The sequence below is a fragment of the Sphingopyxis sp. LC81 genome (assembly GCF_000756375.1).
GTDB lineage: Bacteria > Pseudomonadota > Alphaproteobacteria > Sphingomonadales > Sphingomonadaceae > Sphingopyxis.
Window position 1 is genome coordinate 1 of the sequence record NZ_JNFD01000030.1, and the last position, 23,663, is coordinate 23,663.

Annotated in this window: 23 protein-coding genes; 14 read left to right on the forward strand and 9 right to left on the reverse strand. The window is 64.1% G+C overall.

The window, feature by feature from the left end:
* Nucleotides 1-123 precede the first annotated feature (123 nt).
* Complete coding sequence (locus FG91_RS14700) at nt 124-810, forward strand: TPM domain-containing protein (protein ID WP_037516300.1); 687 nt, start codon at nt 124-126, stop codon at nt 808-810.
* Between the two features lie 47 nt (nt 811-857).
* Nucleotides 858-1,406, forward strand: coding sequence for an NUDIX hydrolase (locus FG91_RS14705; RefSeq protein WP_037516303.1), 549 nt, complete (start codon nt 858-860; stop codon nt 1,404-1,406).
* A gap of 100 nt (nt 1,407-1,506) precedes the next feature.
* Here the strand turns inward: FG91_RS14705 and FG91_RS14710 are convergent, their stop codons facing one another.
* From FG91_RS14710 to carA, 5 genes are all read right to left on the reverse strand, one after another.
* Entirely contained in the window at nt 1,507-2,142 is a 636-nt protein-coding gene (locus FG91_RS14710) for a rhomboid family intramembrane serine protease (RefSeq protein ID WP_037516305.1), read from the reverse strand.
* 13 nt (nt 2,143-2,155) lie between these two features.
* Complete coding sequence (greA, locus tag FG91_RS14715) at nt 2,156-2,632, reverse strand: transcription elongation factor GreA (protein WP_037516308.1); 477 nt, start codon at nt 2,630-2,632, stop codon at nt 2,156-2,158.
* Between the two features lie 95 nt (nt 2,633-2,727).
* Nucleotides 2,728-6,048: a carbamoyl-phosphate synthase large subunit gene (gene carB / locus FG91_RS14720; RefSeq protein ID WP_037516309.1), complete on the reverse strand. Its 3,321-nt coding sequence runs from the start codon at nt 6,046-6,048 to the stop codon at nt 2,728-2,730.
* Nucleotides 6,048-6,272: a methionyl-tRNA formyltransferase gene (locus FG91_RS21815; protein WP_152568123.1), complete on the reverse strand. Its 225-nt coding sequence runs from the start codon at nt 6,270-6,272 to the stop codon at nt 6,048-6,050. Before FG91_RS21815 ends, carB begins: the two co-directional genes overlap by 1 nt.
* Nucleotides 6,273-6,275: 3 nt before the next feature.
* Nucleotides 6,276-7,454, reverse strand: a complete 1,179-nt coding sequence (gene carA, locus FG91_RS14725) for a glutamine-hydrolyzing carbamoyl-phosphate synthase small subunit (RefSeq protein ID WP_037516311.1) — start codon at nt 7,452-7,454, stop codon at nt 6,276-6,278.
* Nucleotides 7,455-7,585: 131 nt separating this feature from the next.
* Here carA and FG91_RS14730 point away from each other — a divergent pair, with 131 nt between their 5' ends.
* The 8 genes from FG91_RS14730 to FG91_RS14765 all read left to right on the forward strand — a co-directional run bounded on the left by FG91_RS14730 (nt 7,586) and on the right by FG91_RS14765 (nt 15,552).
* Entirely contained in the window at nt 7,586-8,038 is a 453-nt protein-coding gene (locus tag FG91_RS14730) for a GatB/YqeY domain-containing protein (RefSeq protein WP_037516313.1), read from the forward strand.
* Nucleotides 8,039-8,162: 124 nt separating this feature from the next.
* On the forward strand, nt 8,163-8,576 hold the full coding sequence (locus FG91_RS14735) for a GIY-YIG nuclease family protein (protein WP_037516315.1): 414 nt from the start codon (nt 8,163-8,165) through the stop codon (nt 8,574-8,576).
* Nucleotides 8,573-10,462 (forward strand): DNA primase, encoded by a 1,890-nt coding sequence (gene dnaG / locus FG91_RS14740; protein WP_037516316.1) that lies wholly within the window; start codon nt 8,573-8,575, stop codon nt 10,460-10,462. The genes FG91_RS14735 and dnaG overlap by 4 nt, the downstream gene beginning before the upstream one ends.
* A 29-nt stretch (nt 10,463-10,491) precedes the next feature.
* Entirely contained in the window at nt 10,492-12,516 is a 2,025-nt protein-coding gene (rpoD, locus tag FG91_RS14745) for an RNA polymerase sigma factor RpoD (protein WP_037516318.1), read from the forward strand.
* Nucleotides 12,517-12,892: 376 nt separating this feature from the next.
* Nucleotides 12,893-13,183: a PspC domain-containing protein gene (locus FG91_RS14750; RefSeq protein WP_037516319.1), complete on the forward strand. Its 291-nt coding sequence runs from the start codon at nt 12,893-12,895 to the stop codon at nt 13,181-13,183.
* 269 nt (nt 13,184-13,452) lie between these two features.
* The gene (locus FG91_RS14755) at nt 13,453-14,124 is read left to right on the forward strand and encodes a DUF6975 family protein (protein WP_037516320.1); all 672 of its coding nucleotides are present in this window, start codon (nt 13,453-13,455) and stop codon (nt 14,122-14,124) included.
* Between the two features lie 165 nt (nt 14,125-14,289).
* Entirely contained in the window at nt 14,290-15,135 is an 846-nt protein-coding gene (locus FG91_RS14760; protein WP_037516322.1) for an AAA family ATPase, read from the forward strand.
* A gap of 3 nt (nt 15,136-15,138) precedes the next feature.
* Nucleotides 15,139-15,552, forward strand: a complete 414-nt coding sequence (locus FG91_RS14765) for a nuclear transport factor 2 family protein (protein ID WP_037516323.1) — start codon at nt 15,139-15,141, stop codon at nt 15,550-15,552.
* Here the strand turns inward: FG91_RS14765 and FG91_RS14770 are convergent.
* Nucleotides 15,543-16,940: a methyl-accepting chemotaxis protein gene (locus FG91_RS14770; RefSeq protein WP_037516325.1), complete on the reverse strand. Its 1,398-nt coding sequence runs from the start codon at nt 16,938-16,940 to the stop codon at nt 15,543-15,545. The genes FG91_RS14765 and FG91_RS14770 overlap by 10 nt on opposite strands.
* 127 nt (nt 16,941-17,067) lie before the next feature.
* Here FG91_RS14770 and FG91_RS14775 point away from each other — a divergent pair, with 127 nt between their 5' ends.
* From FG91_RS14775 to FG91_RS14790, 4 genes are read left to right on the forward strand one after another with little or no spacing between them, the layout of a single operon-like run.
* The gene (locus tag FG91_RS14775) at nt 17,068-18,246 is read left to right on the forward strand and encodes a vWA domain-containing protein (RefSeq protein WP_037516326.1); all 1,179 of its coding nucleotides are present in this window, start codon (nt 17,068-17,070) and stop codon (nt 18,244-18,246) included.
* A gap of 8 nt (nt 18,247-18,254) precedes the next feature.
* On the forward strand, nt 18,255-18,947 hold the full coding sequence (locus FG91_RS14780) for an immunity protein Imm33 domain-containing protein (RefSeq protein WP_052187642.1): 693 nt from the start codon (nt 18,255-18,257) through the stop codon (nt 18,945-18,947).
* A 41-nt stretch (nt 18,948-18,988) separates the two neighbouring features.
* Nucleotides 18,989-19,795 carry a lipid II flippase Amj family protein gene (locus FG91_RS14785; RefSeq protein WP_081940617.1) on the forward strand — a complete coding sequence of 269 codons (807 nt, stop codon included), beginning with the start codon at nt 18,989-18,991 and terminating at the stop codon, nt 19,793-19,795.
* Complete coding sequence (locus tag FG91_RS14790; RefSeq protein ID WP_037516327.1) at nt 19,788-20,636, forward strand: DUF817 domain-containing protein; 849 nt, start codon at nt 19,788-19,790, stop codon at nt 20,634-20,636. The genes FG91_RS14785 and FG91_RS14790 overlap by 8 nt, the downstream gene beginning before the upstream one ends.
* On the opposite strand, the gene FG91_RS14795 is transcribed toward FG91_RS14790, so the two are convergent.
* The 3 genes from FG91_RS14795 to FG91_RS14805 are packed head-to-tail and all read right to left on the reverse strand — an operon-like array spanning nt 20,633 to nt 23,642.
* On the reverse strand, nt 20,633-21,883 hold the full coding sequence (locus FG91_RS14795; protein ID WP_200878466.1) for a M24 family metallopeptidase: 1,251 nt from the start codon (nt 21,881-21,883) through the stop codon (nt 20,633-20,635). The genes FG91_RS14790 and FG91_RS14795 overlap by 4 nt on opposite strands.
* Before the next feature lie 8 nt (nt 21,884-21,891).
* Entirely contained in the window at nt 21,892-23,097 is a 1,206-nt protein-coding gene (locus tag FG91_RS14800) for an exo-beta-N-acetylmuramidase NamZ family protein (RefSeq protein ID WP_037516329.1), read from the reverse strand.
* Entirely contained in the window at nt 23,094-23,642 is a 549-nt protein-coding gene (locus FG91_RS14805) for a DOMON-like domain-containing protein (RefSeq protein WP_037516330.1), read from the reverse strand. The genes FG91_RS14800 and FG91_RS14805 overlap by 4 nt, the downstream gene beginning before the upstream one ends.
* Between the last annotated feature and the right edge of the window lie 21 nt (nt 23,643-23,663).

Consider the following 23,663-nt stretch of genomic DNA (forward strand, 5'->3'; position numbering starts at 1 on the left):
GGCTGGGGCGGTGGCGGCGGTTCGTCATGGGGCGGCGGTGGCGGCGGCTTTGGCGGCTTTTCGGGCGGCGGCGGCTCCTTCGGGGGCGGCGGCGCCTCCGGCGGCTGGTAGGGGACGCAGGACATGCCACATAAAGTCAATCATGTGAGCGAAGCCGATCACGATATCGTGACCGCGGCGGTCGCCGCGGCCGAGGCGCACACCAGCGGCGAGATCGTCACCGTCGTCGCGGCGAAATCGAACGATTATGACGATGTCGCGCTCGTCTGGGCGAGCGTCATCGCCTTTATTGCGATGTCGGCGATCGCGCTCTTCCCCGAATTCTACCGCGGCCTGTACGACCGACTCACGGGTGGCTGGGGGCACGATCTCACCGCCAATCAATGGCTTGGAACGGTGATTGCCGTCGGCGTGCTCAAATGGATCGGCATGTGGCTGATTCTGCTGTGGCGGCCGCTACGGATGGCGCTGACCCCACGCGCGATCAAGGCGCAGCGGGTCCGCGCGCGCGCGATCGACCTGTTCAAGGTCGGGACCGAGGCCAAGACGCTCGGCCGCACCGGCGTCCTCCTCTACCTCAGCCTAAAAGAGCATCGCGCCGACATCGTCGCCGACGAAGCGATCGCGGCAAAGGTCACCCCCGAAATCTGGGGCAATGCGATGGCCGCGCTGATCGAGCGCGTGCGCGCCGGCAAGCCCGGCGAAGGCATGGCCGAGGCGGTGCGCCAGATGGGCATCGTGCTCGCCGAACATTTCCCCAAGGGCGACGAAAATCCCAACGAACTTCCCGACCGCCTGATCGAGATCTAAGCGGGTGACAGCAGGCTCTTGAATCCGTTTTCTATCGAAGGAAAAGCATGACCCGCCCCTCCCCCGACGCCCCCATCGAGACGCGATGGGAAGGCCGCTTCATCTCCGTCAAGCAGCAGGGAAATTGGGAATATGTCTCGCGCGCCCGCGGCATCCACGCCGCGGTGATCCTCGCAATCGACGAGGATAGCGACGGGCGTCACGTCATTTTGGTCGAACAATATCGCGTGCCGCTGAAGGTCAATTGCCTCGAACTGCCTGCGGGGCTGGTCGGCGACGACACCGCCGGCGAGGCATCGGAGATCGCGGCGCAGCGCGAGCTGGAGGAGGAAACGGGTTATCACGCCGCCAGCTGGCGCACCGTCGGTGAATTCTACAGCTCGCCGGGCATGGTCAGTGAAAGTTTCACATTGCTGATCGCGACCGGGCTGACCAAGGTCGGCGAAGGCGGCGGGGTCGATGGCGAGGACATCATCGTCCACCGTGTACCGCTGGACGGCATCGCCGATTTCGTCGCGGCAAAGCGCGCCGAAGGCTGCGGGATCGATGTGCGTGTCGCTATGCTGCTGGCGGGCGGGCTCTTGAACAACCTCTAACCCCGTTCGTGTCGAGCGAAGTCGAGACACCCCTCAGCCTTGCGCTACCCCGACGGGCATCTCGACTTCGCTCGATGCGAACGGAATCTTTTGGGGCGGACTACCGCGCCCCGAAGCGCCAGCGGAGCAGCGGCCGCGCGAGCAGCAATCCGGCAAGGAAGCCGCCGACATGCGCCCAGATCGCCACCGCACCAAAACCGCCGCCGCCGGCGAAACCAAGCAGCAGTTGAAGCCCGATCCACGCCGCGGCGAGCCATAAAGCGCGCACCCAATGCCCCGGGATCGGGCCGATAGCGGGGGCCTGCGAGCGGCTGAAGATCAGCGCGTACACCGCGATCAGCGCCGAGATCGCGCCGCTGGCGCCGATCATCGGCACCGCCGATTGCGGGTCGGAAAGAAATTGCGCGAGCGCGCCGCCATAAGCGCCGGCGAGCAGCACCACCGCCATCGCCTTGGGTCCGAGCGGTGCCTCAAGCTGGCGCCCGATGAACAGCAGCACGATGACGTTGAAGACGATGTGCAGCACCCCGCCGTGCAGCAGGGCCGATGTCAGCGGGGTCAGGATGAAGGGCACCATCGTCCCCGGAGGCAGGATCAGCTCGCTGCCGAAACGCGCAGGGATAAACCCCGCGCGCACGATCGCGTCGACCTGAAATCCGGTGATCGACAGCAGGACAAAGACGATGACGCAGACGAGCGCATAGCCCGTGACCAGCGGCGCGTCGTGCGGCTTCATCGTCAAAAACCCATCAGATGAATTCGATTTTCTTCACCAGATAATATTTATCGCCCGCGGGCACGGTGACTTCGATCTCGTCCTCGACGCGGCGGCCGATCAGCGCGCGGCCGAGCGGCGAATTATAGCTGATCTTGCCGTCCTTGGCGTCCGCCTCGGCCTGACCGACGATCTGATACTTCACCGGCTTGTCGTCCTCGTCGGCGAGGGTGACGGTCGCGCCGAACACGATGCGGTCGCCCGACAGCGTCGTCGGGTCGATGACCTGCGCGCGCGACAGACGATCTTCGAGGTCGCCGATCGTCGCTTCGACCTGGCCCTGACGTTCCTTCGCGGCGTGATATTCGGCATTTTCCGAAAGGTCGCCATGCGCGCGCGCTTCCTCGATCGCATCGACGATCAGCGGTCGCTCGGCCTTGAGTGCCGTGAGCTGCGTGCTCAGCTTCTCATAGCCTTCTGCCAGCATCGGCACCTTTTCAACGCTTGCCATTATCCTGTTGTCCTTCGTCAATAATCCAGCGCCAGCGAAGTTTCGCCGGGCGGCTGCGCCGCTGATCCGTCAATGTCGGGGGGTGGAGCGGTGGTTCAATAATAGTCCTGAAGCGGCTTTACTTCAAGAGAGTGCGAGCGGAGCGCGCCGATCGCCTGCGTCGAAGCGTCGCTCGCAGCAGCCGTCGTATAATAGGCGATATCGGCCGCGAGCGCCGACGCGCGGATCGATTGCGAGTCCTGCAACGACTGCCATCCCTCGGTCGTGTTGAAGATCAGCTGCACGTCGCCATCCTTGATCCGGTCGACGATATGCGGGCGGCCTTCGGCGACCTTGTTGACGCGCTCGACCTCGATGCCCTGCTCGATCAGATAGTCGGCGGTGCCGCCGGTCGCGATCACCTTCCAGCCCCAATCGGTCAGCTGGCGCACCGCGCCGATGATGCGCGGCTTGTCGCTGTCCTTGACCGACACGAAGACGCGCCCCTCGGTCGGCAGACGGTCGCCCGCACCGAGCTGCGCCTTGGCAAAAGCAAGGTTGAAATTGCTGTCGATTCCCATGACTTCGCCGGTGGACTTCATCTCGGGGCTAAGCACGGGATCGGTGCCGGGGAAGCGCGCGAAGGGGAAGACCGCTTCCTTCACCGCGACATGCGCGATGTCGCGGTTGATCTTCGGCAGGTCGGCGAGCTTTTCGCCCGCCATCACCCGCGCCGCGATCTTGGCGATCGGCGAGCCCACCGCCTTGGCGACGAAGGGCACGGTACGGCTGGCGCGCGGGTTGACCTCGATCAGATAAACCTCGTCGCCCTTGACCGCGAACTGGATGTTCATGAGGCCGCGGACTTCGAGCGCGCGCGCGAGCGCCTCGGTCTGGCGCTCGATTTCGGCGACGATGTCGGCCGACAGGCTGTACGGCGGGATCGAACAGGCGCTGTCGCCCGAATGGACCCCGGCTTCCTCGATATGCTGGAGCACGCCCGCAACGACCACGTCGGTCCCGTCGCACAAGGCATCGACATCGACCTCGATCGCGTCGCGGAGGTAACGGTCAATCAGCACCGGGGAATCGCCCGACACCTGCACCGCGGTCTCGATATAATTTTCGAGCTGCGCCTGATCGTCGACGATCTCCATCGCGCGGCCGCCAAGCACATAGCTCGGGCGCGTGAGCACCGGGTAACCGATGCGCGCCGCGACCGCGACGGCTTCCTCGCGGCTGCGCGCGATGCCGTTTTCGGGCTGCTTGAGGCCGAGCTTGTTGACGAGCGCGGCAAAGCGCTCGCGATCTTCGGCAAGGTCGATCGCGTCGGGCGAGGTGCCGAGGATCGGGATGCCCGCCTCGGCCAGCGCCTGCGCCAGCTTCAGCGGCGTCTGCCCGCCGAACTGGACGATCACCCCGACGAGTTCGCCCTTCGACATTTCGACGTGCAGGATCTCGAGCACATCCTCGGCGGTCAGCGGCTCGAAATAGAGGCGGTCCGACGTGTCATAATCGGTCGAAACCGTCTCCGGGTTGCAGTTGATCATGATCGTTTCATAGCCCGCCTCTTCAAGCGCGAAGCAGGCGTGGCAGCAGCAATAGTCGAACTCGATCCCCTGCCCGATCCGGTTCGGGCCGCCGCCAAGGATGACGATTTTCTTGCGGTCCGACGGGTTCGCCTCATTCTCGGGCTCCCCGAAGGTCGGGGCTTCATAGGTCGAATAGAGGTACGGCGTCTGCGCCTGGAACTCGGCGGCGCAGGTGTCGATCATCTTGAACACCGGACGCACGCCCAGCTTGTGGCGCAGCGCGCGCACTTCGGCCTCGGTCACGCCGCCGGTCATCGCCTTCACCGCGTCGTGGATCAGCCCGCTGCCGCGCGCGGTCGCGCGGCGCGTGCCGGGGTGGAGGTTCGCCGACTGGAGCGCGAGATAGGCGAGGCGCTTGTCCGAAAAGCCCATGGCCTTCAGTTTGCGCAGCGCTTCGGCATCGCGCGGCAGGCCATTGGTGCACACGTCCACCTCGGCCGCGACGATTTCGGCGATGCGTTCGAGGAACCACATGTCGTAACCCGCGACGCGGTTGATCTCGGCGAGCGGCAGCCCCTCGCGGATCGCCTGCGCGGCGTTGAGCAGCCGGTCGGGGGTGCGCTTCGCCAGCTCGCTGCGAAGCTGATCGTGCGTCGCGCCCTTGAGGCGGTCGACGAAGTTGAAGCCGCTCAGCCCCGTCTCCAGCCCGCGCAGCGCCTTTTGCAAGCTCTCGTGGATCGTGCGGCCGATCGCCATCACCTCGCCGACCGACTTCATCGCGGTCGACAGCGTCGCCTCGGCGCCCTTGAACTTTTCGAAGGCGAAGCGCGGGATTTTGGTGACGACATAGTCGATCGTCGGCTCGAACGACGCCGGGGTCACCCCGGTGATGTCGTTCATGATCTCGTCGAGCGTGTAGCCGACCGCGAGCTTTGCCGCGACCTTGGCGATCGGGAAACCCGTGGCCTTCGACGCGAGCGCCGACGAACGCGACACGCGCGGGTTCATCTCGATCACGATCAGGCGGCCGTCCTTGGGATTGACCGCGAACTGGACGTTCGACCCGCCCGTTTCGACCCCGATCTCACGCAGCACCGCGATGCTCGCGTTGCGCATGATCTGATATTCCTTGTCGGTCAGCGTCAGCGCCGGCGCGACGGTGATGCTGTCGCCGGTATGCACGCCCATCGGATCGACATTTTCGATCGAACAGATGATGATGCAATTGTCCTTGCGGTCGCGCACCACCTCCATCTCGAACTCCTTCCAGCCGAGGAGCGATTCCTCGATCAGGACTTCGGTGGTGGGCGAGGCGATCAGGCCGCCGCGGACGATATGCTCGAATTCCTCGCGGTTGTACGCGATGCCGCCGCCGGTGCCGCCGAGTGTGAAGGACGGACGGATGATCGAGGGCAGGCCGGTGCGTTCGAGGATCGCAAAGGCTTCGTCGAGCGTGTGCGCGACGCCGCTGCGTGCGCTTTCGAGCCCGATCTTGTCCATCGCGTCGCGGAACTTCTGCCGGTCCTCGGCCTTGTCGATCGCCTCGGCATCGGCGCCGATCATCTCGACGCCATATTTCGCCAGCGTGCCGTCCTGCGCAAGCGCCAGCGCGGTGTTGAGCGCGGTCTGCCCGCCCATCGTCGGCAGCACCGCGTCGGGGCGCTCCTTCGCGATGATCTTCGCGACGATCTCGGGCGTGATCGGCTCGACATAGGTCGCGTCGGCGAGGTCGGGATCGGTCATGATCGTCGCGGGGTTGGAGTTGACGAGGACGATGCGATAGCCCTCCTCCTTCAACGCCTTGATCGCCTGCGTTCCCGAATAGTCGAACTCGCACGCCTGACCGATAACGATCGGGCCGGCGCCGATGACGAGGATGGATTTAATGTCGGTTCTTTTGGGCATTAAAAGTGCTTGCTTCCAATTTCGACCAGCTTTTCAAAAGCAGCCTTATCCAGACGGATGGTTTGTGAAAGTTTGCCCGGCTTTTCGCGCGTTGGCCGGCCATAAGTATCGATTTGTATTAGGCGCTCTCGTCCACAATCAACAAGGCGAACGATGGCTTCAACGTCTTCATGTGGGCGCGCATCGTCGAGTGGTACAACGGTAAACTTCCTGACGGTCGCCATCGCTTAGTCCTTCCCCAGTTGCCCCACAAACTTCTCGAACAGATAGAAACTGTCCTGCGGCCCCGGGCTCGCCTCGGGGTGATATTGCACGCTGAACGCGTTCTTGCCCGTGATCGCGATGCCGCAGTTCGATCCGTCGAACAGGCTCTTGTGCGTCTCGACCACGCCCGCGGGCAGCGTCGCGGCGTCGACCGCGAAGCCGTGGTTCATGCTGGTGATCTCGACCACGCCATCCTCGGCGCGCTGAACCGGATGGTTCGCGCCGCGGTGGCCCTGATGCATCTTCACCGTCTTGGCACCCGCCGCGATGCCCAGCATCTGGTGGCCGAGGCAGATGCCGAAGATCGGCACGTTGCGTTCGAGCAGCCCCTGGATCACCGGCACCGCATAGTCGCCGGTCGCCGCGGGATCGCCGGGGCCGTTCGAGAGGAACACGCCCGCGGGCTTGTGCCCCAGCACCTCGTCGAGGCTCGCGGTCGCGGGCACCACGGTGACGCGCGCGCCGGCCTTTACGAGGTTGCGGAAAATATTGTCCTTTGCGCCATAGTCGATCGCGACGACATGCGGCCGCTCGCCGCCCTCTTCGCTCGCATAGCCATGCCCCAGCGTCCACGCCCCGCCGGTCCAGTCGCCCGTGTCGGTGCGGCTGACCGCCTTCGCGAGGTCCATGCCCTCAAGCCCAGCCCAGTTCCGCGCCATCGCGAGCAGCTCGTCGATGTCGAACTTGCCGTCGGGGCTGTGCGCGATCACACCGTTCGGCGCGCCCGCGTCGCGGATGCGGCGGGTGAGCGCGCGCGTGTCGATTCCCGCGAGCCCGATCACGCCCTGTTCGGTCATCCATTCGGGCAAGGTCTGGACGCTACGGAAGTTGCTCGGCTGCGTCGGCAGTTCGCGCGTGATGGCGCCAAGCGCGCCATGCACGCCGCGCTCCATATCCTCGGGGTTCGCGCCGACATTGCCGATATGCGGGAAGGTGAAGGTCACGATCTGACCCGCATAAGAGGGGTCGGTCAGGATTTCCTGATAGCCCGTCATCGACGTATTGAAACAAATCTCGCCCACAGCGGCACCGCTTGCGCCATAGCCGACGCCCCACAGGATCGTGCCATCGGCAAGGACAAGGACGCCAGTCGCGCCAGATGGCTGGCTTTTGGGCGCGGCAGAGGGGTTGGCAGGTGCCATTCAATATGCTCCGGACGGGGGGCTAAACGGCCGACCAAGTAGGCGCCAAAAAAGTGATTCACAAGCTATCGGATTAGGAAACTTCTCGCTAGAGAGGGCCTTTCCGAAATTTGCAGCGCATGGGGACACGTATGATTCGTGACGACATCAAGGCTGCGCAGGTCGCCGCGATGAAAGCCGGCGACAAGGCGCGGCTCGGCACCATCCGGCTGATGCTGGCCAAGATCAAGGACAAGGACATCGAACTGCGCACCGGCACCGCGCCGGCCGACGACGATGTGCTCGTCACCGACGTGCTCCAGAAAATGGTGAAGCAGCGCCGCGAATCGATCACCATGTACGAACAGGGCGGCCGTCAGGAGCTTGCCGACATCGAGGCGGCCGAAGTTGTCGTGATCGAGGATTTCCTGCCCGCGCAGCTGAGCGACGATGAAGCGACGGCGGCGATCAAGGCGATCGTGGTGGAGCTCGGCGCCGAGAGCCTCAAGGATATGGGCAAGGTGATGGCCGCGGTGAAGGACCGGCTGGGTTCACAGCTCGATATGAGCAAGGCGAGTGGTTGGGTGAAGGCGGCGTTGAGCTGACGGTTCGGCCGAAAACGCTCTCTCTTTTCCCGCTCGTGTCGAGCGAAGTCGAGACACCCATCGGCCTCGCGCCATATCGACGGGCATCTCGACTTCGCTCGATGCGAACGGGTAGAGAGGTGGGATGGCGTTCTGGACCTACATCCTGCTTTGTGCCGATGGGCTCTACTACACCGGGCATACGGACAATCTTGAGTATCGGATTGGCCAGCATCAGTCGGGCCAGATCGAAGGCTTCACCTCGTCGCGCTTACCCGTCCGCTTGATGTGGTCGCAGGATTTTCCAACCCGCTTCGAAGCTTTGGATGCCGAAATGCGGATCAAGAAATGGTCGCGAGCGAAGAAAGAAGCGCTAATCCGCGGAGATTGGCAAGCGATGAACCATTTCGCGAAGCCGCCACACGAACGCCCTCCCTCTCCGTTCGCATCGAGCGAAGTCGAGATGCCGATAGGGCGTGCGCCCACGATGGGTGTCTCGACTTCGCTCGACACGAACGGACATGGGACGCCCGCTAAAAGCGGGAGGGGAGAAGAATGACCCTCACCCCGCAATGGCTGGACGAACTGCGATCGCGGATCACGCTGTCGACGCTTATCGGGCGGACGGTGAAGGTCACGCGCGCGGGGCGCGAGTATAAGGCCTGCTGCCCCTTCCATAACGAAAAGACGCCCAGCTTCACGATCAACGACGAAAAGGGCTTCTACCACTGTTTCGGCTGCTCGGCGCATGGCGATGCGATCCGCTGGATGACCGACCAGCGCGGGCTGTCGTTCATGGACGCGGTGAAGGAACTCGCCGCCGAAGCCGGGATGGAGGTTCCCGCCGCCGACCCGCGCGCCGCGAAAAAGGCCGAGGAGGCGGCGAGCCTGCGCGATGTCGTGCAGGGCGCGGCCGAGTGGTTCACGCAGCAGCTCGGCAGCAGCAACGGCGCCCCGGCGCGCGAATATCTCGCCAAACGCGGCATTTCGGAGGCGACGCGCAAGGCGTTCGGCTTCGGCCTTGCGCCCGAGAGCCGCAGCGCGCTGAAAGAGGCGCTCAAGAAATTTCCGACCGCGATGCTCGTCGAATCGGGGATGCTGATCGCGGTCGACGACAAGGAACCCTACGACCGTTTCCGCGGCCGCCTGATGATCCCGATCCGCGACGCGCGCGGGCGCGTGATCGCGTTCGGCGGGCGCATTTTGGGCGATGGCGAGCCCAAATATCTGAACTCGCCCGACACGCCGCTCTTCGACAAGGGCCGCGTCCTCTATAATCTCGACAAGGCGTCGCCGGCGTCGCGGCAGACGAACCGGATCATCGTCGTCGAAGGTTATATGGACGTGATTGCGCTCGCCGAGGCGGGGATCGCCGACGCCGTCGCACCGCTCGGCACCGCGCTGACCGAGGCGCAGCTTGGCCTGATCTGGCGGATGGTGCCCGTGCCGGTGCTGTGCTTCGACGGCGATGCCGCGGGACAAAAGGCGGCAATGCGCGCCGCGATGCGCGCGTTGCCGTTGCTGCGTCCGGGCTTCAGCCTTGCCTTCGCGACGCTGCCCGCGGGGCAGGATCCCGACGATATCGTCCGTGCGCGCGGTGCCGAGGGGTTCAACGCGATCCTGGGCGAAACGCAGCCGCTCGTCGAGCGCCTCTGGGCGCACGAGGTCGCGGCGGGACCGCCCGCGACCCCCGAGGAACGCGCCGCGCTCAAGACCCGTCTGCTCGCCCACGCCGACGCGATCGAGGACGCCGACGTCCGCCACCATTATCGCGAGGCTTTCCGCGAGCGGCTCGATATGCTGTTCGCGCGCAAGCAACCCGAGCGCCCTCAGCGCCAGCCGTGGACACCGAACCCGCCGCGTGGAGGCGGCAATCGCCGCTTCGGCCCCGACCCGCGATTGCAACCTCCGGCCGACGAGACGCGTTCCATCGGGCAGGCCGGGATTTCGGCGCCTTATGTCGCGGCGCTGATCGGCGGATTGCTGCGTTACCCCGAGGCGCTCCGGCGCAACGAGGAGGCGCTGACGCGGCTGCCGGTGAGCGATTCAAGCGACGCCGAACTGCTCGGCGTAATGCTTGACAGCGCGATGCGTCAGGAAGGGCTTGATTGCGAGGGGTTGCTTGCCATATTGGAGCCAATGAAAGTGTATAATAGGGCGATGACATTGCTCAGAGCCGACGGAATGCACTTCTCGTTCAATCGCAGGCTGGAAAGCAAGGAAGAGGCCGCAGCGGCGCGGGAAACGGCGCTTCGCGACCTTGACGAATATATCGGCGTGCTGGTGACCCAGCCCGAAATCCGGGAGCGGCTTGCCGAAGCCACCGCGGATTTCCAGCGCACGATGGACGACGAAGGATTCGCGCGGCAGCAAAAGCTGTCCGCCATGGATAAAGAATTGACCCGCCGCCTGGCTGCGCTGTCCGAAGACAGCAACCAGAGCTGAACGATTACGCCCTTAGGCAGGAACCACGAATGGCCACCAAAAGCACCGCCGACACCGATACCGACACCGACAGCCCGCTGATCGACCTCAACGAGGCCGACGTCAAAAAGCTGATCGCGCGCGGCAAGAAGCGCGGTTACCTGACCTATGACGAGCTGAATGCGGCGCTGCCGCAGGACGAGATGTCGTCCGAGCAGATCGAGGACATCATGTCGGCGATTTCCGACATGGGCATCAACATCGTCGAAAGCGACGAGGATGTGCAGGAAGAGGCCGACCAGGAGCCCGACGACGAAGTCGATGTCAGCGCCGGCACCGGTTCGGTTTCGAACCCCGCGATCGAAAAGAAGAAGGAAACGGTCGATCGCACCGACGATCCCGTTCGCATGTACCTGCGCGAAATGGGCGCGGTCGAGCTGCTCAGCCGCGAAGGCGAAATCGCGATCGCGAAGCGCATCGAGGCGGGCCGCGACACGATGATCCTGGGGCTTTGCGAAAGCCCGCTGACCTTCAACGCGATCATCGACTGGTCGACCGCGCTGAACAATGGCGACATGCAGCTGCGCGAGATCGTCGATCTCGAAGCGATGCTGTCGAAGGACCCGGCGCCCGAAAATCTTGAGGAAGAAGGCGCCGACGACAACGGCGAAATCAGCGAGAAGACCGCCGGCGTTTCGTTCAAGGACGAGGACGAGGTCGAGGAAGAACCCGCGGCCGACGGCGACGACGAGGATGGCGAAGGCTCGTCGGGCAAGCGCGAAAGCTTCGAAGAGGATGAGGAAGACAACACCCTCAGCCTCGCGGCGATGGAAGAGCTGCTGAAGCCCGACGCGCTCGAAAAGTTCGCGAACATCACCAAGAGCTTCAAGGCCTTCTCGAGGCTGCAGGAAGCACGCCTCGAAGCGCTCTCGGGCGGCGAGGAATTTCCGTCGGCGTCGGAAAAGAAGTACCACAAGCTGCGCGAGGAACTCACCGCGCAGGTCGAAAGCGTGCAGTTCCACGGCACCAAGATCGAATATCTGGTCGACCAGCTCTACAGCTACAACCGCCGCCTGACGGCTCTCGGCGGCCAGATGCTGCGCCTCGCCGAACGCCACAAGGTGCCGCGCAAGTCGTTCCTCGACAATTATGTCGGGCGCGAGCTCGAAGAAAATTGGATCGAGAGCGTCAGCGGGCTCGACAAGAAATGGGCCGCCTTCGCCGAGAATGAAGCCGGCGCGGTCGACCGCATTCGCATCGAGATCAGCGAAATCGCGCAAGCCGCGGGCATGAGCCTGACCGAATTCCGGCGCGTCGTGAACATGGTCCAGAAGGGCGAGCGCGAAGCGCGTATCGCTAAGAAGGAAATGGTCGAGGCGAACCTGCGCCTCGTGATCTCGATCGCCAAGAAATATACGAACCGCGGATTGCAATTCCTCGACCTCATTCAGGAAGGCAATATCGGCCTGATGAAAGCGGTCGACAAGTTCGAGTATCGCCGCGGTTACAAGTTCAGCACCTATGCGACCTGGTGGATCCGTCAGGCGATCACCCGCTCGATCGCCGATCAGGCGCGCACGATCCGCATCCCGGTCCATATGATCGAGACGATCAACAAGCTGGTCCGTTGCAGCCGCCAATTCCTCCACGAAAGCGGCCGCGAGCCGACGCCGGAGGAAATGGCCGAGCGTCTGTCGATGCCGCTCGAAAAGGTTCGCAAGGTGATGAAGATCGCCAAGGAGCCGATCTCCCTCGAAACGCCGATCGGCGACGAGGAAGACAGCCACCTCGGCGATTTCATCGAGGACAAGAATGCCGTGATCCCGGTCGATGCCGCGGTGCAGTCGAACCTCAAGGAAACGGTCACCCGCGTCCTGGCGTCGCTCACCCCGCGCGAAGAGCGCGTGCTGCGCATGCGCTTCGGCATCGGGATGAACACCGATCACACGCTCGAAGAAGTCGGCCAGCAGTTCAGCGTGACGCGCGAACGTATTCGCCAGATCGAGGCGAAGGCGCTCCGCAAGCTGAAGCACCCGTCGCGCAGCCGCAAGATGCGCAGCTTCCTCGACCAGTAAGCCCTTCGGGTCTTTCGGACATCAACACCCCGCCCTCACCGGCGGGGTGTTTTGTTTTGCGGCTCCGATCGAAGCGTTGCCCGGATGCTGCGCTGCACAATTTTTTTGCCCGATGGTCTTTTATTCTTCATATTTGTCCACCAGATAGCGCTCGTCACGCGATGCAGAGCGCTTCATGAAGGGTTCAGGCGCCACCCATCAAATGGCAATCATTCCCACAAGGTGGGGATAGATTCACGATCCAGAGCAGGCCGCCCAACGCGGCTGATACAAAAAAGCTCGGAAATCTGGGGCTCGCGAAAATTGGCACGACCTTTGCGATGCATTCGGCATCGGCGCGGGGCAGTGCCTGCAGCCAAAGGGAAAGACAAAAAAGATGGAAAACGAAACCACCAACCTCTTCCGCCGCCGCGATACCTTCTTCGGTATCTGCGAGGCCGTTGGCCAGGATTTTGGCTTCAACCCGTTGTGGTTGCGCCTCGCCTTCGTCGCGCCGCTCTTCTTCTTCCCGGTCCAGACCTTCATCGGCTATTTCGCCCTTGGCCTGGTCGTCCTCGCATCGCGCCTGATCTTCCCCGCCAAGGCGGCGGCCCAGCCCGCGCCGAACGCGATCGACGTCGCCGCGCCGCAGGCTGAAAAGACCGAGGAACTCGCACTCGCAGCTTGAGCAGGGCTGGCTGGACACTCTCTCCCTTGAGTCCGGCCACCCCGCTCCAATGGCGTCCCCCCGGCGCCATATCGATGGGACCGGCAAGCTTCTCCCCGGGGCTTGCCGGTCTCTTTGGTTTCCTTGTTCCTGTTGTCCCTGACTGGAACAGCCCCGCGGCAAATCAAAGCGCCGCTTATAAACGCGTCGTTTACGACGTTGATCTATGACCGATCGCTGTAATTCCATTGGCTTGGGCTCCGGCGCCCCGCCACAGCGAGGATCAAGCCTTGAGCCAGTCGCCCCAGCCCAAAGCACAGACGCGCGGCGTCGCCGAATTGCTCGATGCGCTGGTCGCCAGCGACGGCACCGGCGCGCATCCGCACGTCCGCTCGGGCGCCCTGTCGAGCGGGCCCGAGGCGATGCGCAACCTTGCCGACGCGGTGCATTTTCTCTGCCTGCTCCACGGCCGTTATCCGGGCGTGATCGACAATGCCGCGCGCAAGGCGGTCGACCCCGCGTCGCGCCAGTGGATGGCCCAGGCCGCCGACGCCTTCGTCCAGGAACGCGCCTTTCTGACCAAGATCGCCTCGGCGGTCGGCCCGGTGCCGAGCACGCAGGGCCAGGCACAATGCGAGGCCGCGGTCGCCGCGCAGCGCAAGGCGATCGACATGCTCGCCGAATCGGACCGGCACGGCTGCGCGCTCGGCGCCGCGATCGCGCTGACGCTCGACTGGCGGACGATCCGCGTCCTGCTCGACATCAGCGCGCTGCGGCTCGACCTCAGCCCACCGACCTGCACCCTCCCCGACCTCCGCGAAACCGCGCGGCTCGCCGCAACCGTCGCCGGAACGCCTGCGGTGGAACGCGCGATGGTGTTCGGCGCCCAGCAGCTGATCACCCAGCACAGTGGCCTGTGGGACCTGATGGCCGCGCGCGCCGCGAGCCGCCTGCATCCGTAACAACTCGTCGCCCCTGCGAAGGCAGGGACCGCTGGCATCCTGGAACTGATAGAGCGGTTGGAACCGCCACCGGCCCCTGCCTTCGCAGGGGCGATGCCTGTTGGCTTGCACCCTCCCCCTCGCCCGGCTATGCCAGCTTGACGTTCACGTTAAGGGAAAGAGCCGATGCGTTTCGAAGGCACCAGCGCCTATATCGCCACCGACGACCTGAAGGTCGCGGTCAACGCCGCGACCTTGCTGCGCCGCCCCCTGCTCGTGAAGGGCGAACCCGGCACCGGCAAGACCGTGCTCGCCGAGGAAATCGCGAAAGCGTTCGACGCGCCGCTGATCACCTGGAACATCAAATCGACCACCAAGGCGCAGCAGGGCCTCTACGAATATGACGCCGTCGCGCGCCTGCGCGATGGCCAGCTCGGCGAAGAGCGCGTCCACGACATCCGCAACTATATCCGCAAGGGCAAATTGTGGGAGGCGTTCACTTCGCCCAAGCTACCCGTGCTGCTGATCGACGAGATCGACAAGGCCGACATCGAATTCCCGAACGACCTGCTCCAGGAACTCGATCGCATGGCGTTCCATGTCTATGAGACCGACGAGACGGTGACCGCGAAGGAACGCCCGATCGTCGTCATCACCTCGAACAATGAAAAGGAACTGCCCGACGCCTTTCTGCGCCGCTGTTTCTTCCACTATATCAAATTCCCCGACCGCGACACGATGGCCGAAATCGTCGAAGTCCATTTCCCGGGCATCCAGAAGACGCTGGTCAGCCGCGCGATGGACATCTTCTACGAGGTTCGCGACGTGCCGGGACTCAAGAAGAAGCCCTCGACCAGCGAACTCATCGACTGGCTGAAGCTGCTGCTCAACGAAGACATGCCGCTCGAAGTCCTGCAGAACCGCGACGTCGGCAAGGCAATCCCCCCGCTCCACGGTGCGCTGCTCAAGAATGAGCAGGACGTGATGCTGTTCGAAAAGCTGGCGTTTATGGCGCGCCGTCAGGGCAGCTAAGCCTTGGGGCTTGCCGAAAACAAGGCGGTACTAAGCCACGCTTTCGTGGAAACCGCGAAGGGCAATGGCAGACCATTTCTCGAGATGATGGCCGATGACGTCGTATGGACCATTATCGGCACCACGAGCTGGTCGCGCAGCTATTCCGGCAAGCAGTCAGTGGTCCGCGACTTGCTGACTCCGCTCGCTGCCAATTTCGACGGATCCAATATCGTCACCGCCGAGCGCTTCATTGCCGAGGGCGATTTGGTGGTCGTTGAGGGACGCAATCATAGCGTGACCAAGCGCGGCGACGCCTATGCCAATCGCTACAGCTGGACGTTCCGCTTCGTTGCAGGAAAAGTGGCGGAAATCACCGAATATACTGATACCGATCTGATCGCGCGGGTGCTCGATCCGCTCCCGGCTCAGAGCTGATACGCCACCTCAACGTCGCCCCAGCGGCGGCCGTTGATGATCGCGGGCATATAGACGTTGCGCACGGTCACATAATTGATGCCGTCGCCTTCCTGCCGATAGACCGTCATGAAAAGGGGCGCGGTGCTGCGCTTCGCCGCAGCGTCGGTCGCGTCGTACAGGATGCGGCCGTTGCGGCAATGCGCGGTGTCATGCTCGAGGTCGCCGGTCGGCGCGCGCGAACATTCGGTGATATGCGTCGGCAGAAAGCCGTTCATGTCGCCCGCCGACGACATCTTGATCTCGGGATGCTGCGCGACGATGCGGTCGAACAGCGGACGCCAGTGCGCGTCGGCCCAGTCGCTGAGCGTCGTGCGAAAACGTTCGGGGTTCGAATTCGGGACGCGGACATAATCGGTGTCGAAGAGCTGCTCCATCGACAGCTCGCCGTGCGCGACCGCGCGTTCAGCCAGCCCGACGAATTCATCACGCACTTTCGCCGCCAGGGCGACGATCGCCGAATCCTGCGGGCTGACCCCCGCCGAGATCACCGCGTTGAACATGCGGTTCGACACATGCTCCATCGACAGGATCGAATCGCGCGTACCAACCAAAGTGGAACTATTGTCGCGCACCGAGGTGACGACACCGTCGAGCGCCTCGCGCACCTTTGCCCCATTCGCATGCACCATCGCGCTCGATTGCGCGATGCGGTCGCTCTGGTCGTCGAGCAGCGCGACGAGGTGCGTCGCATCGTGCAACGCGTCGGTGATCGTTTCGAACTGCGCTTCGGCGCGGCTCGACTGTTCGACCCCCGACTGGATTTCGGTCACGAGCCCGCTCGCCTCGGCGGCGAGGCTGCCGATGCTGCGGCGGATCTCGTCGGTCGCGCCGCGCGTGTTCTGCGCCAGCTTCTTCACCTCGGCGGCAACGACCGCGAAGGTGCGGCCGGCATCGCCGGCGCGCTCGGCCTCGATCGCGGCGTTCAAAGCGAGCATGTTCGTGGTCTTGGCGATCTGTTCGATCGACTGGCTGACCTGCTGCACCTGCTCCATCACCGCGGCGAAATTGGTGACATGCGTGCCGAGCCGCGCGACGAGGTCGATCACCGAGCGGAATTCACTGACCGCGGCATTGACACGCTCGGCGCCGGTGTCGAGCTGTTCGCACGCCCGCGCCGAGAGCAATTTCGCCTCGTCAGTGGAATCGGCGATCTGGCGCTGATCGGCCTCGAGGCTGACGACATATTCTTCGAGCCGCCCGAGCTCGCCGATCTGCCGGTCCATCTGGTCGGTCGCCAGCTTGATCCGCCCCGCGGCGTCGCTGCACCCAACGGCGAGCTCGCCGCAGTCGCTCGCGACCGACTGGTCGAGTATCTGCGCCGCCGGATTGATCGGATCGAATTTCATTGCGCCACCCACATCAAATTGATCGCGATGCTATGCCCGACAATGGTTAACGCGGGGTCAACCCGCGGCGCTTTACGCGAACGTAAAGTAAGTTGCGCGCCGCGCCCGAACGCGATACGCCTGCGCCATGTTTTTCGGCTTTCTCGACGAGCTTCGCGCCGCGGGCATTCCCGCCAGCCTGAAAGAGCATCTGATGCTGCTGGAGGCGCTCGACCGCGAGGTGATCGACCGCAGCCCCGAGCAATTCTATTACCTCAGCCGCGCGATCTATGTGAAGGACGAGGGTCTGCTCGACCGTTTCGACCAGGTGTTCAACAAGGTCTTCAAGGGGATCATCTCCGACTATGGCCAGAACCCGGTCGACGTGCCCGCCGACTGGTTGAAGGCGGTCGCCGAGAAATTCCTGACGCCCGAGGAAATGGCGGCTATCGAGTCGCTCGGCGACTGGGATAAGATCATGGAGACGCTGAAAGAGCGGCTCGAGGAACAGCAGAAGCGCCACGAGGGCGGCAGCAAGTGGATCGGCACCGGCGGCACCTCGCCCTTCGGCAATTCGGGCTATAATCCCGAGGGCGTGCGGATTGGCGGCGAGAGCAAGCATAAGCGCGCGCTCAAGGTCTGGGAAAAGCGCGAGTTCCAGAATCTCGACAACACCAAGGAACTCGGCACCCGCAACATCAAGATCGCGCTTCGCCGGCTGCGCAAATTCGCGCGCGAGGGCGCGGCCGACGAGCTCGACATTCCGGGGACGATCGACGGCACCGCGCGGCAGGGCTGGCTCGACATCAAGATGCGCCCCGAACGGCGCAACGCGGTGAAATTGCTGCTGTTCCTCGACGTCGGCGGATCGATGGACCCGTTCATCAAGCTCTGCGAGGAACTCTTCAGCGCGGCGACGACCGAATTCAAGAATCTCGAATTCTTCTATTTCCACAACTGCCCCTACGAAGGCGTGTGGAAGGACAATAAGCGCCGCTGGTCCGAACGGCACCAGATGTGGGATATCCTCCACAAATATGGCCATGATTATAAAGTGATCTTCGTCGGCGACGCGTCGATGTCGGCCTATGAAATCACCCATCCGGGCGGCAGCGTCGAGCATTTCAACGAGGAATCGGGCGCGGTCTGGCTCCAGCGGATCACCCATGTCTATCCCGCCGCGGTGTGGCTCAACCCCGTGCCCGAGGCGCATTGGGGCTACACCCAGTCGGTGAAGCTGATCAAACAGCTGATGAGCGACCGCATGTATCCGCTCAGCCTCGCCGGGCTGGACGATGCGATGCGCGAGCTGACGCGAAAGCATTGACGCGGCGCATGACGCTTCGCCGGCAATATCAGCGCTGGTTCGGCCGTTACCAAATCAAGGATCCGCGGCCGATTGCCGCGGGATCACCCTATACTTTCGAACTTCCGTCGGAGAATGAGCTGCTCGCGGTCGCGCCTGGCGACCTCGTCAAGCTGTTGTTCCGGTCGATTCCGGCCGGTGAATGGGAAACCGAGCGCATGTGGGTCATCGTGACCGACGCCGATGGCGCGAATATGGCCGGGACGCTCGACAATGAACCAAGCGACATGCCGCAGCTCAAGGCCGGCGACCGCATAAATTTCTGTCGCGACCACATCATCGATATCATATGGGACGATGATCGCGTCACACCGCCGCCGCCCTCCCCCCGCAGCCGCGACTATTGGGACCGCTGTTTCGTCGACAATGCGATCCTTGACGGCCGGCGAAAGGTCGAGTTTCTGTATCGCGAAGAACCCGAACCGCCGCGCGAGGGTGATAAGTTTCCCGACAGCGGCTGGCGGATCGAGAGTGACCCGCCCGAGTTGTCCGACATTGAGAGCAGCAGTCCGCCTTTCAGCTATGTTGCGCTCGGCGCGGTGCTGAACCGCGACGATAGCTGGCTGCACCTGATCGACGAACCGGTCGGCAATGCCTTCGAGCGCGACCCGGGCACGGGCCAGTTCGTCCCGGCCGAAATGCCGATCGACGACTCCGAGTGAAATCGCTCGAAATCACCAGCCCCTCCGGCTAATCCCCGAAGATGATCGACCTCCCCCTCGTCACCATCCTGCTCCTCACCGGCTTCATCAACCTCATCGGCGCGCTTGCCTATGCCGCGCGCATTGCCGGCGTCCGCACACGGCGCATCGCGATGTCGTTCGCGCTGTTCAACATCCTCGTGCTCTTTTCGCGCACCTCGAACAGCTTCCTCGGCCCCTTCCTCGCCAAGCGCATCGAGACGCGCATCCACGACGGCAGCGGCGCCCAGCTCTTCATCGACATGCAGTTCGTGCTCGCCGCGGCGAGCGTCGCGACACTGATCGGCATCCTGCTCGTGCCCACGGGGCAGCGCATGTTCGCGGCTGCGATCGGCTGGTATCAGGACAACCGCTCGACGACGAAGCTCGCACTGAAGGCCGCGAGCCCAAGCGGCCTGCGCACATTGGGCCGATCGCTGACCTTCCCCAGCCTGTCGCACCTCCGGAGCTGGAAGATGCCCAAGGGCATCGGCTGGGGCGTGCTCATCGCGAACTGCCTCGCGCAATCCTTGCTCGCGGTGGGCGTCGTCGCGTCGCTCTATGCCGGCTATCTCGCCCCCGAATTTCGCGTCACCGCGTCGCAGCTCTCGGCGCTGATCAACGGCTTCGCGACGATCCTCCTGTTCGCCTTCATCGACCCGCAATTGTCGGTGATGACCGACGATGCGGTCGAGGGCAAAGTCGACGAGGCCGATTTCCGCCGCGCGATCACGCTGATCTCGCTGAGCCGCCTCGCGGGCACAGTCCTGGCGCAGGCGCTGCTGCTGCCCGCCGCGCTGCTGATCGCGTGGGTCGCCGTGCATGTCTGACACGCAGCGCGGCCACAGCCGCTTCCATGCCGTCCGAGCGCGGCTGGAGGCGATGGCGGTAACACCCGGGCCGCGCGGCTGGTTTCTCGAATTCCTCGTCTTCGGCTTCAAACAGGGATGGGCGTGCCTGTTCGGCGCGCTGATGCTCGCGCTCTTGCTCGGCACCCATCTCTTCTGGCCCGACGACGCGCCGCTCCACCGCTATGACGCGATCACGATCGGCGCGGTGATGATCCAGCTCGGCATGCTCGCCCTCCGGCTCGAGACCCCGAAAGAAGCGCTCGTCATCCTGATGTTCCATATCGTCGGCACCGTGATGGAGCTGTTCAAGACCGCCGCGGGGTCATGGCAATATCCCGAGGCGAGCCTGCTCCACATCGGCGCGGTGCCGCTCTTCTCGGGCTTCATGTACGCCGCCGTCGGCAGCTATATCGCGCGTGTCTGGCGCATCTTCGACTTCCGCTATTCGGGCTACCCGCCCGCGTGGACGAGCTACGCGCTGGCGGCGGCGATCTACGTCAATTTTTTCGCGCACCACTGGCTATACGACATCCGCTGGTTCCTCTTCGCCGCGACCGCGCTGCTCTTCTGGCGCTGTCAGGTGTGGTTCCGCCCGCTGCACGTCCACCGCCGCATGCCGTTGCTCGTCGGCTGGGGCCTCGTCGCTTTGTTCATCTGGTTCGCCGAAAATATCGGCACCTTCGCGCGCGCCTGGACCTATCCGAGCCAGAACGACGGCTGGCACATGGTCGGCGTGGAGAAGCTCGGCAGCTGGTATCTGCTGATGATCATCTCGTTCGTGCTTGTCAGCCTCGTCCAGCGGCCGAAGACACCGGATTAACCGAACGGCTTGTCGATCGACGGCGGCGGTTCGCTGAACCACTTCGGCCCGCTGTCGGTCATATGGAAGCAGTCCTCGAGCCGGATACCGAACTCGCCGGGGATATAGATACCGGGTTCGTTCGAGAAACACATGCCGGGCGCAAGCTTCGTCGTTTCACCGCGCACGAGGTTGACCGGCTCGTGCCCGTCGAGCCCGATGCCATGGCCGGTACGGTGCGAGGTGCCGGGCAGCTTGTAGCCGGGCCCCCAACCGAGGCTCTCATAATAGGCGCGCACCGCGTCATCGACCTTGCCCGCGGGGGTGCCGAGCTTTGCCGCGGCGAAAGCGACATCCTGTCCCTTGCGCATCTGGTCCCACACTTGCCGCTGGCGCGCCGTCGCCTTGCCATAAACAAAGCTGCGCGAAATATCGGATTGATAGCCATGCACCGTCGCGCCGCAGTCCATGAGCACGACCTCGCCGCTCTTGACCGCCTGCGGCTTACCGCTGCCGTGCGGATAGGCACTCGCCTCGCCGAGCAGGATCAGCTCGAACTCGCTCTTGCCGCCGAGCGCGATGGTCGCGGCCTTCATAATCGCCCCGATGTCGGCGGGGGGCATTCCCGCCTCGACCCGCGGCGCGGTGTGGCGATAGGCGGCGAGCGTGATGTCGGCAGCGATCTGCATCAGCGCGATTTCGGCGGGCGACTTGTGCATCCGGCACCCGCGCACCACAGGAGCGCCGTTGACGACCGTTGCCTCCGGCATCGCTTTTTCGAGGCCGTCGACCGCGAAATAGCGGACCGTCTCCTCGACCCCGATCCGGCCCTTCGCCAGCCCGCGCTTGCCGAGCCAGGCGGCGACCGCTGCGAGCGGATTCTCATCCTCGTTCCAGGTCAGCACCTCGGCGTCGACGCCCAGACTCTCGCGCACCGACGGTTCCTCGAAGAAGGGCGTGACGACCGCGAACTCGCCCTCGCGCGTCAGCACCGCGGCGGTCAGCCGTTCGCTGCGCCACCATTCGACGCCGGTGAAATAGATGAGGCTCGACCCGGGCTCGATCAGCAGCGCCCCGATATCGTTCGCGCGCATCAGTTCCTTCGCCTTGGCGATCCGCGCCATGCGTTCGGCCTTGCCAATCGGGACAGCCTTCGCGGCGAGATTGGGAAGGCCGGCGGTATCGGCGGCGAACACCGGCGCGGGCAAAGCCGCTGCCAGCCCGCCAATTGCCGCGGTGCCGAGGAATTGCCGTCGGTGCATTATCATCCCCTTCGTCAGTAGATTAGCAGATCGGCGATTTCGTCGCGCCACGCAGCCTCATCGGGCAGCGCCAGCGCATCGAGATCGCCCGCCACCGCGCCCGCATCGTCGACCCACTGGCGCAGGCCGGGGCCGCCGTTGATCACGTCGATCGCGAGCACATCGTCGGTATATTCATATTTGAAATCCTTGCCGCGCCAGATCGGATAGTCCGGATAGAGGCTGCGGATCGCCTTGAAGCCGAGCGCCTGCACGCGCCATGGCTGGAACGCATTATCGTCGTACCACGGCCCGTCGGCATGGATATGCACGCCGCTGTTGAGCTGGCCGACATGCTTGTGAAAGGTCGGCTGGAACCAGATGTCGCGGAGCTTGCATCCGCCGAGCCATTGCGGCGCCAGCCGCTGCATTTCGGCGATCACCGCCTTGGCGTCGATATCGGGCGCGCCGAACAGTTCGAGCGGGCGTGTCGTCCCCCTGCCCTCGCTCAAGGTCGCGCCCTCGACCATCACCGTTCCGGCATAAGCGCGCGCCATATTCACGTTGGCGGCGTTGGGGCTGGGATTGATCCACACGCGGTCCGTGGGCCAGCCGAAGCCGGGGCCCTTCGGGTCCCAGCCGTCCATCGCGATGACGCGATAGTCGACGTCGAGCCCGAAGTGGCGGATGAACCAGTGCCCGATCTCGCCCATCGAGAGGCCATGACGCATCACCATCGGCCCGGCGCCGACGAAACTTTCCCAGCCGGGCAGAAGCCGCGTGCCCTCGACCGGGCGCCCCGCGGGGTTCGGCCGGTCGAGCACCCACACCGCCTTGCCATGCTGCGCCGCGGCTTCGAGGATGTAGAGCAAGGTCGTGACATAGGTGTAGATGCGGCAGCCGAGGTCCTGCAGGTCGACCAGGATCACGTCGAAAGTGTGCATCGACTGGCCCGAGGGGCGGCGCACCTCGCCATAGAGGCTGAACACTGGCATGCCGTAGGTCGGATCGGTGAAGTCGGGCGACTCCATCATATTGTCCTGAAGGTCACCGCGCACGCCATGCTGCGGTCCGAACACCGCGGTGATGTCGAGCCCCGAAGCGACGAGCGCATCGAGGCTGTGCGTCAGGTCGGCGGTGACCGAGGCGGGGTGCGCGAGCAGCGCGACGCGCTTTCCTTCGAGCGGTTTGCGAAGCGCCGGGTCGGCGAGCAGGCGGTCGATGCCGAAGTGAACAGTCATGCCGCGTCGGGTGCCCCAAGCGTGAGCGCAAAGCAATCGGGATGATGGAAGTCGGGTTTGCCCGGCGGGTGCGCGAGCGCCCAATAGCTTTTGGTGCCGTCGAGCTCTTCGATTACCGCGGACAGTGCCAATTTTGCGCCATTGTCGGGAAAAATCCCGGGCTCGACGCGCAGCGCATAGCTTTGATCGCCCTTCTCTGCCGCCATTTCCCATGGGGCGAGGTCGTCCGCGCGCAAGAGCGATCGATAATCGTCGAACTGGTAACAGGCCCAGCGGCCATCGGGCGAGTAATTGAACTCGGTGTAATCGGGCTCGCCGTCCTCGGTCAGGAACGCCTCGAAGCAGGTGCTTTCCCAAAGGCCATCGGTCGCACTGTCGGCGATCACGAGCTCGCCCTGACCATCGGGCAGCACCAGCGCCGCGGTCGCGCCATCGACGATGAAGCGCAACGCGAAACCGTCGTCGAACGACAGCGACACTTCGACCGCGACGGCGCGCACGGCCTTGCCCGGCGTGCCGGGGTGACAGATCAATTCCCTGCGCATGCTATCCAAATATCAAACCCC

Excerpts from the sequence above, each read along its gene's own strand:
- FG91_RS14790 (WP_037516327.1), top strand. The coding sequence starts at position 19,788 with ATGTCTGACACGCAGCGCGGCCACAGCCGCTTCCATGCCGTCCGAGCG.
- FG91_RS21815 (WP_152568123.1), bottom strand. The coding sequence starts at position 6,272 with ATGGCGACCGTCAGGAAGTTTACCGTTGTACCACTCGACGATGCGCGC.
- FG91_RS14750 (WP_037516319.1), top strand. The coding sequence starts at position 12,893 with ATGGAAAACGAAACCACCAACCTCTTCCGCCGCCGCGATACCTTCTTC.
- rpoD (WP_037516318.1), top strand. The coding sequence starts at position 10,492 with ATGGCCACCAAAAGCACCGCCGACACCGATACCGACACCGACAGCCCG.
- FG91_RS14775 (WP_037516326.1), top strand. The coding sequence starts at position 17,068 with ATGTTTTTCGGCTTTCTCGACGAGCTTCGCGCCGCGGGCATTCCCGCC.
- carA (WP_037516311.1), bottom strand. The coding sequence starts at position 7,454 with ATGGCACCTGCCAACCCCTCTGCCGCGCCCAAAAGCCAGCCATCTGGC.
- FG91_RS14710 (WP_037516305.1), bottom strand. The coding sequence starts at position 2,142 with ATGAAGCCGCACGACGCGCCGCTGGTCACGGGCTATGCGCTCGTCTGC.
- FG91_RS14795 (WP_200878466.1), bottom strand. The coding sequence starts at position 21,883 with ATGATAATGCACCGACGGCAATTCCTCGGCACCGCGGCAATTGGCGGG.
- FG91_RS14705 (WP_037516303.1), top strand. The coding sequence starts at position 858 with ATGACCCGCCCCTCCCCCGACGCCCCCATCGAGACGCGATGGGAAGGC.
- FG91_RS14805 (WP_037516330.1), bottom strand. The coding sequence starts at position 23,642 with ATGCGCAGGGAATTGATCTGTCACCCCGGCACGCCGGGCAAGGCCGTG.
- dnaG (WP_037516316.1), top strand. The coding sequence starts at position 8,573 with ATGACCCTCACCCCGCAATGGCTGGACGAACTGCGATCGCGGATCACG.
- FG91_RS14735 (WP_037516315.1), top strand. The coding sequence starts at position 8,163 with ATGGCGTTCTGGACCTACATCCTGCTTTGTGCCGATGGGCTCTACTAC.
- FG91_RS14760 (WP_037516322.1), top strand. The coding sequence starts at position 14,290 with ATGCGTTTCGAAGGCACCAGCGCCTATATCGCCACCGACGACCTGAAG.
- FG91_RS14770 (WP_037516325.1), bottom strand. The coding sequence starts at position 16,940 with ATGAAATTCGATCCGATCAATCCGGCGGCGCAGATACTCGACCAGTCG.
- FG91_RS14800 (WP_037516329.1), bottom strand. The coding sequence starts at position 23,097 with ATGACTGTTCACTTCGGCATCGACCGCCTGCTCGCCGACCCGGCGCTT.
- FG91_RS14700 (WP_037516300.1), top strand. The coding sequence starts at position 124 with ATGCCACATAAAGTCAATCATGTGAGCGAAGCCGATCACGATATCGTG.
- FG91_RS14730 (WP_037516313.1), top strand. The coding sequence starts at position 7,586 with ATGATTCGTGACGACATCAAGGCTGCGCAGGTCGCCGCGATGAAAGCC.
- carB (WP_037516309.1), bottom strand. The coding sequence starts at position 6,048 with ATGCCCAAAAGAACCGACATTAAATCCATCCTCGTCATCGGCGCCGGC.
- FG91_RS14785 (WP_081940617.1), top strand. The coding sequence starts at position 18,989 with ATGATCGACCTCCCCCTCGTCACCATCCTGCTCCTCACCGGCTTCATC.
- FG91_RS14780 (WP_052187642.1), top strand. The coding sequence starts at position 18,255 with ATGACGCTTCGCCGGCAATATCAGCGCTGGTTCGGCCGTTACCAAATC.
- greA (WP_037516308.1), bottom strand. The coding sequence starts at position 2,632 with ATGGCAAGCGTTGAAAAGGTGCCGATGCTGGCAGAAGGCTATGAGAAG.